At 44.4% G+C, this 15,306-nt stretch carries 18 protein-coding genes and 1 tRNA gene; 14 read left to right on the top strand and 5 right to left on the bottom strand.

The window, feature by feature from the left end; genetic code table 11:
- Window positions 1-118 precede the first annotated feature (118 nt).
- Entirely contained in the window at window positions 119-382 is a 264-nt protein-coding gene (locus B649_RS00150; protein WP_015652472.1) for a cation transporter, read from the bottom strand.
- 121 nt (window positions 383-503) lie between these two features.
- On the opposite strand from B649_RS00150, the gene B649_RS00145 reads away from it, so the two are divergent.
- Together B649_RS00145 and B649_RS00140 are read left to right on the top strand one after the other, a co-directional pair.
- Window positions 504-1,193, top strand: coding sequence for a sulfite exporter TauE/SafE family protein (locus tag B649_RS00145; RefSeq protein ID WP_015652471.1), 690 nt, complete (start codon window positions 504-506; stop codon window positions 1,191-1,193).
- 53 nt (window positions 1,194-1,246) lie between these two features.
- Window positions 1,247-1,669, top strand: a complete 423-nt coding sequence (locus tag B649_RS00140; protein WP_015652470.1) for a hypothetical protein — start codon at window positions 1,247-1,249, stop codon at window positions 1,667-1,669.
- 4 nt (window positions 1,670-1,673) lie between these two features.
- On the opposite strand, the gene B649_RS00135 is transcribed toward B649_RS00140, so the two are convergent.
- Window positions 1,674-2,360 (bottom strand): hypothetical protein, encoded by a 687-nt coding sequence (locus B649_RS00135; protein WP_015652469.1) that lies wholly within the window; start codon window positions 2,358-2,360, stop codon window positions 1,674-1,676.
- 57 nt (window positions 2,361-2,417) lie between these two features.
- Here B649_RS00135 and B649_RS00130 point away from each other — a divergent pair.
- The 3 genes from B649_RS00130 to B649_RS00120 all read left to right on the top strand — a co-directional run bounded on the left by B649_RS00130 (window position 2,418) and on the right by B649_RS00120 (window position 3,805).
- Window positions 2,418-2,493: transfer RNA gene (locus B649_RS00130), tRNA-Ala, on the top strand.
- Window positions 2,494-2,578: 85 nt separating this feature from the next.
- A complete protein-coding gene (locus B649_RS00125) occupies window positions 2,579-3,103 on the top strand; it encodes a SurA N-terminal domain-containing protein (protein ID WP_015652468.1) in 525 nt (174 codons plus the stop codon).
- Window positions 3,104-3,118: 15 nt separating this feature from the next.
- Window positions 3,119-3,805, top strand: a complete 687-nt coding sequence (locus B649_RS00120) for a TonB family protein (protein ID WP_041192354.1) — start codon at window positions 3,119-3,121, stop codon at window positions 3,803-3,805.
- On the opposite strand, the gene B649_RS00115 is transcribed toward B649_RS00120, so the two are convergent.
- From B649_RS00115 to pstS, 3 genes are all read right to left on the bottom strand, one after another.
- The gene (locus B649_RS00115) at window positions 3,802-4,197 is read right to left on the bottom strand and encodes a hypothetical protein (RefSeq protein WP_015652466.1); all 396 of its coding nucleotides are present in this window, start codon (window positions 4,195-4,197) and stop codon (window positions 3,802-3,804) included. The genes B649_RS00120 and B649_RS00115 overlap by 4 nt on opposite strands.
- Before the next feature lie 145 nt (window positions 4,198-4,342).
- A complete protein-coding gene (locus B649_RS00110; RefSeq protein ID WP_015652465.1) occupies window positions 4,343-5,701 on the bottom strand; it encodes a hypothetical protein in 1,359 nt (452 codons plus the stop codon).
- A 353-nt stretch (window positions 5,702-6,054) separates the two neighbouring features.
- Window positions 6,055-7,056: a phosphate ABC transporter substrate-binding protein PstS gene (pstS, locus tag B649_RS00105; RefSeq protein ID WP_015652464.1), complete on the bottom strand. Its 1,002-nt coding sequence runs from the start codon at window positions 7,054-7,056 to the stop codon at window positions 6,055-6,057.
- Between the two features lie 144 nt (window positions 7,057-7,200).
- Between pstS and B649_RS00100 the strand changes: the two genes are divergently transcribed.
- The 9 genes from B649_RS00100 to B649_RS00060 all read left to right on the top strand — a co-directional run bounded on the left by B649_RS00100 (window position 7,201) and on the right by B649_RS00060 (window position 15,267).
- Window positions 7,201-7,872: a PhoU domain-containing protein gene (locus tag B649_RS00100; RefSeq protein ID WP_015652463.1), complete on the top strand. Its 672-nt coding sequence runs from the start codon at window positions 7,201-7,203 to the stop codon at window positions 7,870-7,872.
- 46 nt (window positions 7,873-7,918) lie between these two features.
- Complete coding sequence (locus tag B649_RS00095; RefSeq protein ID WP_015652462.1) at window positions 7,919-8,593, top strand: response regulator transcription factor; 675 nt, start codon at window positions 7,919-7,921, stop codon at window positions 8,591-8,593.
- Entirely contained in the window at window positions 8,587-9,999 is a 1,413-nt protein-coding gene (locus B649_RS00090) for a HAMP domain-containing sensor histidine kinase (RefSeq protein WP_015652461.1), read from the top strand. Before B649_RS00095 ends, B649_RS00090 begins: the two co-directional genes overlap by 7 nt.
- On the top strand, window positions 9,996-11,381 hold the full coding sequence (locus tag B649_RS00085; protein ID WP_015652460.1) for an HD domain-containing protein: 1,386 nt from the start codon (window positions 9,996-9,998) through the stop codon (window positions 11,379-11,381). Before B649_RS00090 ends, B649_RS00085 begins: the two co-directional genes overlap by 4 nt.
- A gap of 45 nt (window positions 11,382-11,426) precedes the next feature.
- On the top strand, window positions 11,427-12,275 hold the full coding sequence (pstC, locus tag B649_RS00080) for a phosphate ABC transporter permease subunit PstC (protein ID WP_015652459.1): 849 nt from the start codon (window positions 11,427-11,429) through the stop codon (window positions 12,273-12,275).
- Complete coding sequence (gene pstA / locus B649_RS00075; RefSeq protein ID WP_015652458.1) at window positions 12,275-13,117, top strand: phosphate ABC transporter permease PstA; 843 nt, start codon at window positions 12,275-12,277, stop codon at window positions 13,115-13,117. The genes pstC and pstA overlap by 1 nt, the downstream gene beginning before the upstream one ends.
- Before the next feature lie 2 nt (window positions 13,118-13,119).
- Complete coding sequence (gene pstB, locus B649_RS00070) at window positions 13,120-13,905, top strand: phosphate ABC transporter ATP-binding protein PstB (protein ID WP_015652457.1); 786 nt, start codon at window positions 13,120-13,122, stop codon at window positions 13,903-13,905.
- A gap of 104 nt (window positions 13,906-14,009) precedes the next feature.
- Entirely contained in the window at window positions 14,010-14,759 is a 750-nt protein-coding gene (locus B649_RS00065; protein ID WP_041192353.1) for a UDP-2,3-diacylglucosamine diphosphatase, read from the top strand.
- The gene (locus B649_RS00060) at window positions 14,737-15,267 is read left to right on the top strand and encodes a hypothetical protein (RefSeq protein ID WP_015652455.1); all 531 of its coding nucleotides are present in this window, start codon (window positions 14,737-14,739) and stop codon (window positions 15,265-15,267) included. Before B649_RS00065 ends, B649_RS00060 begins: the two co-directional genes overlap by 23 nt.
- Window positions 15,268-15,306: the final 39 nt, after the last annotated feature.

Raw genomic sequence — 15,306 nt, 5'->3', positions numbered from 1 at the left:
CTAGCTGGATACAGTGACATCGGTGCTACACACACATCGATGCCCCGCTCCAAGCTAAAAACGATAAGCAGTTATCATTTTTTTAACGCTTTACGCCCTACGAGGTTATGACGTTAAATTATTTTGCTACCGTACAGCCATAACCCGCTTTTTTAACCGCATCACACATTGTTTCGGCTTTGGTGCCGTCTGATACTTTTACTTCCGCTTTACCCTCTTTGAGATAAACGCTCGATTCTTTAACTCCGAGCACGTCGTTCAATGACTCTTTTACATTTTTTGCACACGAAGGACAGGTCATACCGCTTACATTGAGTTTAACCAGCTGATCGGCACTCGAAACCGCAACCAATACCACTAAAGAGAGGAAAACTTTTTTCATTCACGAAGCCTTTAAATAATTTCATGCTATTGTTTCATAGAACTGTTAAATTTGTGTTAAGTCTTAACACTGTTGTAACAAAAATTATTTAGAATATTGATATTGTTTAGAAGGTTGATTTATGTATTCAATCGAATGGTGGTTGATCGTTTCCATCGCGTTCGCAGGAAGTTTTGGTCACTGTGTCGGGATGTGCGGAGGGTTTATTGTCGCCTACAGCTCGACCAAAATCGATGCTTCTATGGGTAAAGGCGCGCAACTCATCCGCCACAGTGCCTACAACATCGGACGTGTCAGTTCGTATGTTATTTTAGGGATGATTTTCGGCGGTATCGGTGCACTGGTGAGCCTAAGCATGGAGATGCACGGAGTATTGTTTATCTTTGCCGGCATCATTATGATTATCACGGCGCTGGGAATGTTCGGACTGTCCAGAGTGATTCATCTTCTGGAGAGGGGGTTTTCAAGCAACCCTTTGTTCAAATCCCTCTTTTCCCGCCTTATCAAAAGCAAAACCATCGGAAGTTTTTTCGCCCTTGGGGTTATGAACGGCTTTTTTCCCTGCGGATTTGTCTTTTTCTTCGCCGCCAAAGCGGCGGCATCTGCGTCGATTATCGACGGAGGCTTGATCATGGCGGCATTCGGTCTCGCTACCGTTCCGACTCTCCTCGCACTGGGTCAATCGGTCAGTTTTTTTAAAGAGATCGCATTTCGTCAAACGATGAACCGGATCGCCGCATTGGCGATCCTCATTTATGGCCTTTACAGTATGTATTACGGGTTCGCATACTTCTTCGACTTGCCGATTTGACCCGAAATTAAAACTTTACGTTATACTATACTCAAATGAATTAAGGAGTCAAAATGGCGGGAGTGTTGTTTTCGTTTTATAATTTTGCATCGTTAATCGATCTCAATATCGGAATCTCCGATCGGTTGGATGAAAACCGTTCGGAAAGTTTTACGATACTGTTTTGCGATTTTTCAAAAATCTCACAAGAGTTGATCGATACGAATCTCCCCAGCCTTCTGCGCACTTCCGATTCCATCGTCCATAACGAACATCACTATTTTTTCGTTATGCCTTATACGGACCGATACGGATGCGGTATTGTTAAAAAAATGATTGAAGATTTATTTGCTGAATCTATCCCCTCCGCAGCGGTCTGTTACCCCTCAAACGGAGAAAATGCACTCGAATTGCTCGAATCGCTCCACGTGGAAGCGAAAAAATTGCATAAATTAGATTTGGATTGTCTCTACAGTGCGATAAACAAAGAGCCCTAAAGCTTTATTTACTGCTTTGAAGGGCTACAGGGCGGAAAGAGTGATATGGTGAGTGTTTGTAAAATTCGATAGCTTCATGGATATCGCTTTTACGTCCAAGGTTACGGTCATAGAGATAGACGTTATTGGAGACTTTCTCGCAGGGCTGAACTTTGCACGGTATTTCAGCTTTTGGCTCCGCAACTGCTGCAACAGGCGCGGGAGTTACCGAGACTGTAGGAGCCGGTTCTGCCGCTTTTGGCTCTTCATGTTTTACTGCCGCAACTGCCGCTTCGCTTTTGTTCGGAACGACAACGGATGTATTCACATCTTTCATCGCCGTTTTCGGTGCTTCGCTTTTACTCGCGCATACGTTCGGGGTAGTACGATTTACGGTACGGACAAAAGCATCTGCACTGATTGCTTTCGCTTTTTTGAGATCATGATGTGCCGCTTTGGTTGAGTGATACTTTCCAACCGTCACAATATTGCATTCTCCCTCTTTTTTCTTTACCGAGGGGAGTGCACTTTTATGCACCTTTTTTTCAAAAGCGGGAGTGATCGAAGCCTCTTTTTTGGCACTGATCGTCTGAATTGTAAATTCCTCCGCACTCAACACTACACTGGATATACCGAAGATGATAATTAGGGCTAACTTTTTCATACCTTCTATATCGACACGATGAGAATAAAACTTTACCGTCTCCCTCATTTTTTTCCTCATTGACTTTTAAGAGCCCTAATCGTATAATGGCGCTCCAATATCTTTGGGCCCTTAGCTCAGCTGGGAGAGCGCGTCGCTGGCAGCGACGAGGTCAGCGGTTCGATCCCGCTAGGGTCCACCATTCTTCACTCTTTTATCCTCTTTATTAACATTTACGTAATCAAACCTCACTATAATGTCTCTAATTATTTTCCAAAAGGAACCTTATGAAACTCTCCCATACACTTGCCGCACTTGTTTTAAGCTCTTCATTTATGTATGCCGCTCCCGCTACCCTCGCTACCGTAAACGGAAAAGCGATCACCACAAACGATGCTAACACGTTCGTTAGCAAAGCGATGGGTGGGATGAGTTATGACAAACTCGATGCCAAAATGAAGCGCCAAGTGGTTGAACAACTGGTTAACCAAGAGCTTATTAAAGCTCAAGTGGCTAAAAGCGGTATCCAAAACACTGCGGCCTTCAAAGCACAATACGCAGCGATCAAAAACGATTTAGCGGTCGATATGTGGATGAAACAGCAAATGGCTAAAATCAGCGTTACCGACAAAGAGGCGCAAACATTTTACGATGCGAACAAAGACAAAATGAAACAAGGGGATAAAATCGTCCCTTTCGAAGCCGCAAAAAAAGAGATTACCCAATTTATCAAATTGGAAAAGTTTAAAGCACTCATGAACAAAACAACCGATACGCTTCGTAAATCATCCAAAGTAGAAATTAAACTCTAATACACTTTGGATCACGTGCGCGCAACTAACCCTTTTCTGATCTCGGTAGGTATTCACCTAACACTCTTTGCCCTGGTGATCGGAGCATTGAGCGTGCTCCATAAAACCATGCCGATGCCGAGCGAAAAGATTAAACTCAAAATTTTAATGCAACCGGATGAGGCGACCCTCTCGACTCCTGCTATTCAGCCGCCACAGCCTAGCCCTAAAACGCTCGAACCGACTCCGACACCCAAAGCGACAGAACCTCGCGTTGTAACACCGCTTGCACCACGTGTCGTCACAGAGAATAAACCGATCATCCCAAGCGTTCAACACACGATCCCTGCGCCGGTACCGATTCCTGTGACCAAAACTCCAGACGTGATACCCGTTGCCACGCCGAAAACTCCGCCGCCGACACCGGTAAAAGAAGAGTATAAATATCCCCACAAAGAAACCGTTGATTCGATACTGTCCCGCAAGATCAAATGTACCAGAGAGATGAATCGTTTTAGTCTAAGAGGGACAGTCATTCTCTCTTTTGATTTGACCCAAAATGGAGAAGCGATCAATATAAAAATTGATGAAAGTTCAGGGAGTGAGCGACTTGACCATGCAGTAGAACAACAAATCAAGTCCATCGCTCCTATGTTTCCAAAACCCGATGAGACGGTCTCATTTAGGAAAAATGAATTCGAATTCAAAGGATGCGGGAACTAGCCTCTAGAAGCTAATCCTAGAGCAAGCGATTGTTCGATCTCATGCGCATGGGTTGGATTATTGGTCCGTAGTGTTTTTTCAAACCGCAGTATCAATTTCGAATCGGTTTTAGGGTGTGTACAGAGAGCTTCCAGCAAATGTTTATAAGAGTTTGAGGTATGAGAAGTGATCGTTCCAAAACGACTCAGTATCGTATCCACAGCATGGGTGAGTTCGACGCTGCTCGAAGAGCGGTTTTTGATGATCGCACTGAGCGATTCAAACGTTTCAATCGTTGAAGAAACTTCTTGAGGAACTGTTTTACTCTTACTGCTCCAAACGTACAGTGCCACCAAGCCGATGAGAAGAAACAGCAGTCCCACTATCGTGAGGATTAAGTTTACAGGGATCATAGTTAGGTTTCTTTATTAAGTGATATGGGGTGTATTGTAGCGAAAAATTGAGGTTTACTGTGTCTTCCTGAACTTGATTCAGGAGCCCAGATTGCGGATCAAGTCCGCAATGACTGGGAGAAGAAGAGAATGAAAGGTTAAACGATTACCATTTCAATTCGGTAGTTAACATGTAAACATCTTTTGAATTACCATTATCTGTTCCAGCTGCGCTTTCTTCATCAAGATATTTTGCTGTACCGATAAAGCTTACATTTTTATTGTATTTATACGCAAGAGCAAGGATCTTTTTATCCCCTTCATACGAAACTGTTTTTACACCTGCTGCTGTTTTGTTCTCTTTTTTGTAATCATCGTAACGTCCGATGATAGTCCAGTCTGTAAAGGGACGAATTTCAGCATTGATAGAGATCAAATCGTATTCAGAGTCTGTTCCTGTCTCCAAACGAACATCATCTTTTGCTTTTACGTACTGTGCTGCAAGCAAAAATTCAGGTTGGTTATAGACGGCATGGATACCGTAGAAAGTACGATCGTATTCAGCCGCATCACCGATAGCGATATTATCATCTTTGTGATTGTGTGAAACAATACCCATCGTTGAAACGTTCAAATAAGTATCTTTTGTACGGTCATTTTTACCAACTTTTTCACCGCTTCCGATCAAGTGACCCGTTAAACGCCACTCAACAGAGAGTTTAGAGTCATTTTGTTGGTTACCAGCTTTTTTATCTCCATGGTAACCTTCACCGTTGAAAATACCGATTTCAGAACTGAACATATCCGTTTTAGTTTTGAAATTTACCCCGAAATCCGCTGAATTGATAAGATCAACACCGGTTTCCGTTGGAGTTGCTTTTTCTTCTAAAGCAACTTTATTGAATGAGCGGTAATGCCATGCATTGTGCTCTTCATAATCGATCCATGGACGGTGAACGATACCCATCTCTACACCGGTATATGGAAGCACTTTATCCAAATAAAGATACGCATATTTTACGAATACATCCGCATAACCGCCACCTTGTGATGTTTTCAAACTGGTGTCATCATCCAAAGATGTCCCTACTGAACTTGCCAATTCTTTTGTTGTATCCATTGTTACACGTGCATAGTCTTTATCGTTAAAAAATGCTTTTACTTGAACGTAGTTACGACGCATTTCAAAGCCTGATGAACGCCCTTTTGTAGAACTTTCTGTTTCAGGTTCAGCTGTTGTAAATCCAAGATAATGCGTTCCGCTAAATTCGATTTTTTTCGCTTTAGACGTTACATTGGTGTATTTTTTCATATTTTCTTTATACTCAGAAAATGCAGACTCACCTTCACGTTGTGCCATATCAACTTCTTTAGCACTAATGAAATCACCCATCTCCACACGCCCTTCGCCAGCAGTGGTATAGACTTGTCCTGTTTTTGGATCACTGTAAAGGGTCAACGCATCGGCTGATGCGATACCGCTAATCATCGCCGCAGCAAGGGCAGATAATGCAACTTTTTTCATAAGAATCACTCCTGTTTTTTAGTGGTGTCATTGTAGAAAAAATAGATTACGTCAATGTTACATTACAATATGATTACGATAAGAAAAATGAATGAAAAACAGATGGGTATACAATTGTAAAAACGCCCATATCAACGCATACGCAAGGAGAGATGGGCCAAACTTAAGGAATTGAAGAAGGAGAAATGAATATTGGGTCTGATTAGGACACCTTTAAAAACATCGAGATGTGTTTAGAGGTGGCTTGAAATCGTAATTTTTCATCCGTTCACCCTGAGCCTGTCGAAGGGTGTTCATGGTTCGACAGGCTCACCACGAACGGCATCGGGTGAAGCGGGAATGACAAAAAAAACTTATTTATTCTCTGCCCAGTATTCGCGGACAAGGTTTGTTGTTTCAACCGGAAGTGGGATATATCCCAATTTTTGAGCTGCTTTATCACCGTTACGGAATGAGTAGTCAAAGAATTGGATTGTTTCTTGGTTGATATCAGCTGTTTCACGTGGCATCAAGATATACGTTGCCGCTACGATCGGATAGGTAGAATCCCCTTTTTCCACAACAAGTGAGCCATAGAAATGGTCTTTTTTAGACCATGATGCTTGTTTAATCGCGTTTTGGAAGTTTGCTTGACGAGCGGCAACCCATTTACCGCTAGCCGTTTGCAAAGTAGCCGCTGAGAGATTATTTTTCTCTTTATACGCATTTTCGATGTATCCGATAGAGTATGGTGTTTGTTTGATGATGTTCGTTACACCCTCATTCCCTTTTCCGCCGACACCGGTTGCCCAGCCGATCGCTTTACCGGTTCCGAATTTGCTTTTCCACATCGGAGAAACGTTGCTCAAATAATCGGTAAATACGTGAGTCGTTCCTGATCCGTCAGAGCGGTGTGCAACGATGATTTTTTTCGCCGGAAGATCGATCCCCGCATTGTCCGCAACGATAGCAGGATCATTCCACATTGTGATTTTACCCGCGAAGATATCCGCTACAACACTGTTTTTGAGTTTTAGTTTTTCATCTGCAACACCCGGAAGATTATGCGCTACCGCAAGTGATCCGAAAACCGCTGGAAACTGTAAAAGTTTCGCCGCTGCAAGCTCTTTTGGAGTCAATGGTGCATCCGTTGCACCAAACTGTACAACACGTTCAGTGATTTGTTTGATACCGCCGCCTGAACCGATTGATTGGTAGTTGACACGAGTTTTTGTCGCTTTTTGGTAGTTGTATGCCCAGTCATAATAACATGGAGCCGGGAACGTTGCACCCGCACCGTTGATTTTGTCCGCCGCGATCATCGATGTTGCCGCGATAGCTGCGATCACCAAACCTTGTGTTGCTTTTTTGAACATAGTAGAATCCTTTTGGAATTTTTGATGGCGGCATTGTAGAAGTATCGGGTAACAAAACGATTACAAAGCGCTACTTGTGTTTGTAATCTCTCGGTTATAAATCATGGTTATAATCGCGCACATCATTTATTCAAAGGCACACCAATGCTACCACGCTATGAAAACAAACTCAACGAAATCCGCAGCATGATTTCGCTTATGCTCTCTCAGATCATCCAATCGAGCGAAGAGACGCTTAAGGCATTTGAAACCGATAATGCCGAACTGTATGAAATCTCACGCTCGTATATTAAAAATCTCCAGAGCGATGCTAACAAAATCGATAACGAAATCATCAAAACATTTGCCCTCTTCGGACCTGAAGCCGATGAATTGCGCTTGCTCGTTGCCTATCTTAAAATGACCAATGAAATCGATCGTATCGGTGACGGTCTCAAAAAATACAGCAAGCGTCTCCACGATCACTGCATGGGCGGGTGCGACATGTCTGTTTTAACCAATGCTATCGTTCAGTTGCACAAAACGACGATCAATGCGTTACAATACATTACTGAATGTTTGAATGATATTGGAACATGTGATGCGGACGATGTGTACCGTAAAGTCATGGTGGAAGAGTCGAAAAATGACGATCTTTTCTCGATTATGGAAAAAGAGCTTTTGACACTTATCATTGACGCGAACGAGCTTGCCGTTGAATATGTCAGAGTATTAGGGACCTTGCGCAAGTTAGAGCGTATCGGTGATCGTACGGTCAATATTGCCTCATTAATGGTCTTTGCACAAAAAGGCGGAGAACTAAATCTGCACAATTAGTCTGCAGATGTTTACCTACTCAAAATCTACCCTAAAGAGGTTACTGGTGGAAACGCTGATACTGATTGTCGAAGATGAACAGGATATTTTGGAACTGATGGAGTATCACTTAGGAAAAGAGGGGTACGAGACCATCGGATTTCTCAATACTAAACACGTCGTCAATGTCCTCGAAGAAGAGAAAGTCGATCTCATCCTCATGGATCGTAATCTCCCCGGTGCCGAGGGGAGCGAGTTTGTCGAATCACTTCGCAAACGGGGTATCCAAACTCCCGTCATTTTCGTCAGTGCAAAGCACAAAGACGAAGAGATAGAGCAGGGATTTGAGCGGGGCGGGGATGATTACATCACCAAACCTTTCAGTATGAAAGAGCTGATTTTACGGGTCAAAGCGATTTTGCGCCGTACGAAAAAACTCTCTGCCGAGGGGAATCTCACCTACCGTGACATCTCTCTCAACCTCGCAGCTCGTACCGTAGCTATCAACGCAACCCCTGTTGAACTCACCAAACTCGAATTTGATCTCCTCCATGCTCTGATCGTGAATGAAAACGTCGTACTTGAGCGCGATTACCTCTTAGAACACGTCTGGGGCGGGGATGAAGTATACCAAGATCGTACCGTCAACGTCGCGATCAATCGCCTCAAAGAAAAAATCGATCCAGACAAAACAAAAGAATACATAAAAACCGTACGGGGAGTTGGTTACACACTGTGCTAAGAATTCATCAGCTCTTTTTCCTCAATGTTTTAGGTCTCTTTCTTGCCGCACTTTTTGTTGCCTCGCTGATTAGCTACTTTACCCTCAAATCGATGATTATTCACGACGGAGAAGAACGGCTGATCGAAAATATCAATCTCCTCGAACCACTGCTCACAACAACTCAAGACTTTGACCGTTTTGTCGCACAGGCAGCGGGAAGAACCTTTCTCCGTGTTACCGTAATCGATGAATCAGGAGAGGTCATCGCTGAAAGCGATGCCGATAAAGAGACGATGGAAAACCACGCGGGTCGCGTCGAAGTGATGCATGCAATGACTGAACCTTATGGGGTAGCAGTTCGCTATTCAAACACCATTAAAACCGATTTTATCTACGTTGCCCATAAAATCAATACTCCCGATAAAACATTTTATATCCGTCTGGCTATGAGTTTAGAGGGGGTAATGGACCATTTTTATGCGCTTTGGATTCAACTCGTGGGGGCATTTGGCGCTTTAATCATCCTTGCCCTCATTATCGCCTATAAAATCTCCAAAAAAGCGCGCTTTGATATTCTGCAAATTACCAATTATCTCGATCAGATATCGGCTAAAAACTATCGTGCAGTTCTGAAGCCCGAATATTTTAGAGAGTTCCTGCAAATTTCCATCATGCTCAAAAACTTGGTTAAAAAGCTCAATAACCGAGACAAACAAAAGCGCAAACACACCGCCAAACTTCGTCTCATCAACAAACAGCAAAACGATATCCTCTCCGCCATCAGCCATGAGTTTAAAAACCCGATCGCCGCGATTATGGGCTACGCCGAAACCCTCCATGATGATCTCTCGCTCGATCCGAAAATTCGAGAGAAGTTTTTGGACAAAATCCTCTCCAATACCCATCGTGTAACTCTGATGTTAGACCGTCTCGCCCTCTCGGTGAAATTGGAAAACAACGATCTCTCCATTAAACCTACCTTGTTTGAACTTTCCGATGTTTGCTTGGACTCCATTTCAATTTTACAGGCCAAATATTCCGATCGATCCATCCGTTATGTCGGGATATCCAAAACCGTATTTGCCGATAAAACGATGATAGAGCTGATCCTTACTAATTTGATCGACAACGCTTTGAAATACTCCGAGGAAGAGGTTACCGTTACCCTTACCGATACAACAGTCAGTATCAGCGATAAGGGGATCGGTATCGCTTCATCCGAACTGGACAAAATTACCTCTAAATTTTACCGCGTCCAAAAAAATCGCTGGGATAATTCCATGGGATTAGGACTCTCCATCGTCAGCTATATCCTCAAACTGCATGATTCTGAACTGCGTATCGAAAGTACGCAAGGGGTCGGTTCAACCTTTAGTTTTTCTCTCGCCAATCTGATCCAACAAAAGAAAATAACCAAAAAATGATCCCGATATCTCCCCCCTTGATGCAGTTGGTAGAGCATCTCTCATCCAAGGGGATCAAACCTATTATTGTCGGAGGATTTGTCCGCGATCATTTTAGTGGACACCCCACGCATGATCTGGATATCGAGCTCTACGGTGTCACCTCCCTCGATTCACTCGAAACACTCCTCAAACCGTTTGGAAAGCTCGGGGTTTACGGTAAAAGCTTCGGTGTTCTTAAGCTCACCTATGCGGGATATTCGATCGATTTTTCACCGCCGCGTACCGAATCCAAATCAGGATTTGGTCACAAAGGGTTTGAGACGACATGGTTTAGTGATCTTGATTTTGCCACTGCCGCTCGCCGTCGTGACTTTACCATCAATGCCATCGGTTACGACCCCATCACCCAAACATTACTCGACCCTTATCGCGGGGTTGAGGATTTAAAGTACAAACAGCTCCGATGTGTCGATCCTCAAACCTTTGTAGATGACCCTCTGCGAATATTACGCGCCGTTCAGTTTGCTGCCCGCTTTGAACTCACATGTGACAAACAACTGTTAGCCCTATGTCAGAAGATGATCACCGAAGGCGCTCTCCAAGAACTCCCCAAAGAGCGGATTTTTGAAGAGTTCAAAAAGCTCCTTCTACGGAGTAACCGCCCCTCTATCGGAATGACGTTATTAAAAGAGATGGGGGGACTCCCGTTTTTCTCTCTATTGGATCGTTTTGAATCTACCCCTCAAGAGACCTCTTCGCATCCTGAGGGTTCCGTTTGGAACCATACGCTGATGGCACTCGATACGATGGCTTCAATGCGTCTGGGAGAATGGCGGAGTGACCTTATATTGATGTTAGCGATGTTATTGCACGATATTGGCAAACCCGATACCACCATTACCGTCGAGGGGGTTTTAAACGCTCCAAAACACGCTGAAATCGGTGTCGATATCGCTCGTCATTGGTTGGAAAAAATTACGGAAGACAAAACCCTGATTGAAGCTATTTTACCTTTGATTCGCTACCACGGTTGGCCTCGTAAACTCTATCGATGTAAGGCCAACGACACCGATATACTCCATCTCAGTACCCATGTTTGCATCGATGACTTGATAAAAATTGCCAAAGCCGATTTTTTCGGACGCTCGTTTAACGGTACAATACCCAAAACATTTGAAGCGGGAGAATGGCTTTATGAACGTTCATCCGCTCTGGGAGTTTTACACTCCGCCCCCCCTCCTTTAGTTTTAGGGCGAGATCTTATCGCTCTGGGGTTAGCTCCCTCGGAAGCATTTAAAACGATTTTAGAATCCGCCTACGAGGCACAATTGAGTCAACTCTTTTTCACTCGGGAAGAGGCTATTTCATGGACAAAAGTCCACTTGGTAACAATGTTGTAATCATCCTGCACTAAAATTGCGCATATTTTCTAGGTAAGGCTTGGCATGATTGATAAAATCTTCTTAAACATGACCCGACTCAGCGCTTTGTTGATCCTTTTCATCGTTGCGTGGATATTTGTGGTCCTTTTTAATCAGTCGACCGAAGCAATGCAGACGTTTGGACTCGATTTTATTACCAAAGACGAGTGGGCACCGAACCTCGATAAATTCGGTGCATACGCAGCGATTTTCGGCTCCGTCGCTTCCACTTTTTTGGCAATGCTTCTCGCAATTCCTGTCGCAATCGGTGTCGCAATTTTCCTGAGTGAAATTGCCCATGACAAAATCAAAGGGTTCTTCGGTGTCAGCGTTGAACTCCTTGCCGCGATCCCATCGGTCATCTACGGTATGTGGGGTCTGTTTTTCTTTGTCCCTATCTTGCGCGATATCTTCGGAGGAATGGGGATCGGTCTATTGGCAGCTGGGATCGTTTTAGCGATCATGATTCTTCCGTTTATGGCAGCCGTTACCCGTGATGCGATGAACACCACCCCCGATATCCTTAAAGAGTCCGCTTACGCGCTCGGCGGCACCCAATGGGATGTTATCAAAGACGTTATCATCCCTTACGCTAAGGCGGGGATTATCGGTTCACTCATTTTGGCACTCGGTCGTGCGATCGGTGAGACGATGGCGGTAACCTTTGTTATGGGGAATGTTCACCACACCCCAAGCTCCATCATGGATCCAACCACCTCGATTCCGGTTACCCTCGCAAATGAGTTTACCGAAGCCGATAGTTCACTTTATTTCTCCAGCCTCTTTGGATTGGCGCTCACATTGCTCATTATGAGCTTCGTTGTCATCGCTATCGCAAAGTTTTACTTTTTACGTAAAGTGAGAAAAGCCTAATGACTGCCGTTCAAAAACGTATAATCATCAATAAATTGGCACTTGGATTCTCCACCCTTAGTGCTGTCATTGCCATAGGATTTTTATTTTGGATTCTCGGAATCCTAATGATGAAAGGGATCGATGCGCTGAACTGGAATATCTTCATCTACGAAGGTTCACCTCCGGGATACGAAGATAGCGGTCTCAAACATGCCCTTGTCGGTCAGCTGATCCTTGTCGGTCTAGCTACCCTCATAGGAGTTCCTCTGGGGATTATGGCGGGTACATACTTGAGCGAATACGGTAAAAACTCTAAACTCGCCCATACGATCCGCGATATATCCGATATCATGATGTCGGCACCCTCTATCGTCATCGGTGCTTTCGTCTATGCGGTTGTCGTCATGCCGATGGGGCATTTTAGTGCTTGGGCGGGAGCTATCGCATTGGCGATCATTATGATCCCGATCATCTTGCGAACCACAGATGATATGCTTCAGCTCGTCCCCGGAACATTGCGCGAAGCGGCGTTCGCTCTGGGTGCTCCGAAATACAAAGTGATTATGGACGTCGTATACCGAGGTGCAAAAGCGGGGATTTTGACGGGGGTGCTCCTCGGGGTTGCCCGCGTAGCAGGGGAAACTGCACCCTTGCTCTTTACCTCGTTCAACGATAACTTTTTCACGACGGACCTGAACGAAGCGATGCCTTCACTGACGGTTACCATGTTTAACTATGCGATCAGTCCCTATGATGACTGGCAGCAGCTTGGATGGGCAGCCGCCTTTATCCTCTCGATGTTTATTTTGGGTCTGAATATCATCGGACGACTTATTTTATTAGCCGGAAAAAGGAAATAACTATGGCAAGTATTATCGATATCAAAGAAGAGTGCGCACTCCAGGTTCGCAATTTTGACTTTACCTATAAAGGTGCCGCTGCACCGAGCTTGAAAAAAGTGACCATGCCGATTGCCAAACATTCCGTTACGGCTCTCATCGGACCATCCGGTTGCGGGAAAACAACGTTACTTCGTTCATTCAACCGTATGCATGATCTCTATCCGGGAAATAAATATGAGGGTGAAATCGAATTCGAAGGACGCAATATCCTCGATCCAAAAGAAGATTTGATCCATCTGCGCACCAAGATCGGGATGATTTTCCAAAAACCGACCGCATTCCCGATGTCAATTTATGACAACGTCGCGTACGGTATGCGTTTGCAAGGGATTAAAAATAAAACTGAGCTGGATGGACGTGTAGAAAAAGCGCTCCAAGATGCCGCTATCTGGAAAGAAGTCAGCGATCGTCTTAAACACGATGCAAACGGTCTCTCAGGGGGTCAGCAACAACGTCTTTGTATCGCTCGTGCGATCGCGGTAGAGCCCGAAGTATTGCTTTTTGACGAACCGACCTCTGCACTCGATCCGATCTCGACTCAGGGGATCGAAAAACTCGTAATCGAGCTCAAAGAGCGCGTATCGATCATCATCGTTACCCATAACATGCAGCAAGCCGCGCGTGTGAGTGATTACACCGGATTTATGTATCTGGGAGATTTGGTAGAACTCGGGCATACCGAAGAACTCTTCGTCACCCCGAAAGAGAAGCTCACCCAAGAGTACATCACCGGCAAATTCGGTTGATTTGGAGCTTTTGCTCCACCTTTTCCTCTCTTCATCTTCTCCTGTAATCTTTTAGTAATTCCTCTGTATCTTTTGGGTAATTCTCCTTCTTTACACTTTCTCTTATGAATGAATTGCACTATCGAAGCGTTTTTATCTCGGATCTCCATCTCGGAACACGCGACGCACAATCGGATCGACTTTTAGAGTTTATCCGAAATATCGAATGTGAAAACCTCTATCTCGTCGGCGACATCATCGACGGATGGGAACTGCGCCGCAACTGGCGATGGAGCCAAGCACAATCCGATGTCCTCCAAAAAATCCTCCGCAAAGCCCGAAAAGGGACCAAAGTCCACTACATCATCGGCAATCATGATGAGTTCTTACGCTCATTTTTGCCGATGGTGATGGGGGATAATATCACGATCACCCACGAAAAAGTACATTTCGCTCTCAACGGGAAACGCTATCTTGTAGTGCATGGGGATATGTTTGATGCCGTAACGATGACCAAAAAATGGGTTGCCCATCTAGGAGATCGCTGCTACCTCTTTATGCTTCGTCTGAATCGCCCGATCAATACCATACGCCGATGGTTCGGAAAATACCACTATTGGTCCCTTTCAAAAATGGCCAAACAAAGTGTCAAACAAGCGGTGAGCTTTATAACCGATTATGAGGAGATACTTTCGTCTCACGCCGATGATGGCGGTTATGACGGGGTTATCTGCGGGCATATCCATCACGCCGAGATGCGTCTTATCAACAACATAGAATATCTCAACTGTGGCGATTGGGTTGAATCCTGCACCGCTATCGTCGAACATTATGATGGAAGATTTGAGATTTATGAACACGACCAAAACCATTAATATCGTCTTTTACAAAGGTCCGGGGAATTTTAGGGATCAGCTTGTGAGAATGTGGACAAAAAGTCCCTATTCGCACTCTGAGTTTGGTCGAAGCGACGGTTTTTATCACTCCAATGATCGCTCCAGTCTGATATCTCGGCTCGATGCCCTAGAGATATCCCAAAACGATTGGGAGATGTGTCGAATCGTTTTACCCACAGAGATTGTTGAACGGCTAGAACGACGGCAAATCAAAAAAAATGGGACGACGTATGATTGGATGGGAATTATCTTTTCGCAAGTATTTCGTTTGGGATTGCATGATAGCAAACGGTGGTTTTGCTCCAAAAGCAATGCGGATGATTTAGGGTATGCCCAAAAACTGATGCAGCGAAGCCGAAAATCGTGTTTTGAGCACTATATCACTGCCCTGCAGCCGATACAAAAGTTCAAACCCAATGAACTATCCCCCTATGATCTTTTCAAAATAGTGCGAGAAATAGAACACATTCAACAACAATCCCGTTAATTTATTTACAGCACCACGATTACGAAAATAGATCAGAGG

The sequence above is a fragment of the Candidatus Sulfuricurvum sp. RIFRC-1 genome, assembly GCF_000310245.1.
Lineage (GTDB): Bacteria > Campylobacterota > Campylobacteria > Campylobacterales > Sulfurimonadaceae > Sulfuricurvum.
This window is presented reverse-complemented; position numbering and strand designations above follow the sequence as displayed.

Excerpts from the sequence above, each read along its gene's own strand:
- B649_RS00065 (WP_041192353.1), top strand. The coding sequence starts at position 14,010 with ATGAATGAATTGCACTATCGAAGCGTTTTTATCTCGGATCTCCATCTC.
- B649_RS00135 (WP_015652469.1), bottom strand. The coding sequence starts at position 2,360 with ATGAGGGAGACGGTAAAGTTTTATTCTCATCGTGTCGATATAGAAGGT.
- B649_RS00145 (WP_015652471.1), top strand. The coding sequence starts at position 504 with ATGTATTCAATCGAATGGTGGTTGATCGTTTCCATCGCGTTCGCAGGA.
- pstA (WP_015652458.1), top strand. The coding sequence starts at position 12,275 with ATGACTGCCGTTCAAAAACGTATAATCATCAATAAATTGGCACTTGGA.
- B649_RS00140 (WP_015652470.1), top strand. The coding sequence starts at position 1,247 with ATGGCGGGAGTGTTGTTTTCGTTTTATAATTTTGCATCGTTAATCGAT.
- B649_RS00085 (WP_015652460.1), top strand. The coding sequence starts at position 9,996 with ATGATCCCGATATCTCCCCCCTTGATGCAGTTGGTAGAGCATCTCTCA.
- B649_RS00150 (WP_015652472.1), bottom strand. The coding sequence starts at position 382 with ATGAAAAAAGTTTTCCTCTCTTTAGTGGTATTGGTTGCGGTTTCGAGT.
- pstS (WP_015652464.1), bottom strand. The coding sequence starts at position 7,056 with ATGTTCAAAAAAGCAACACAAGGTTTGGTGATCGCAGCTATCGCGGCA.
- pstB (WP_015652457.1), top strand. The coding sequence starts at position 13,120 with ATGGCAAGTATTATCGATATCAAAGAAGAGTGCGCACTCCAGGTTCGC.
- B649_RS00060 (WP_015652455.1), top strand. The coding sequence starts at position 14,737 with ATGAACACGACCAAAACCATTAATATCGTCTTTTACAAAGGTCCGGGG.
- B649_RS00110 (WP_015652465.1), bottom strand. The coding sequence starts at position 5,701 with ATGAAAAAAGTTGCATTATCTGCCCTTGCTGCGGCGATGATTAGCGGT.
- B649_RS00100 (WP_015652463.1), top strand. The coding sequence starts at position 7,201 with ATGCTACCACGCTATGAAAACAAACTCAACGAAATCCGCAGCATGATT.
- B649_RS00115 (WP_015652466.1), bottom strand. The coding sequence starts at position 4,197 with ATGATCCCTGTAAACTTAATCCTCACGATAGTGGGACTGCTGTTTCTT.
- B649_RS00125 (WP_015652468.1), top strand. The coding sequence starts at position 2,579 with ATGAAACTCTCCCATACACTTGCCGCACTTGTTTTAAGCTCTTCATTT.
- pstC (WP_015652459.1), top strand. The coding sequence starts at position 11,427 with ATGATTGATAAAATCTTCTTAAACATGACCCGACTCAGCGCTTTGTTG.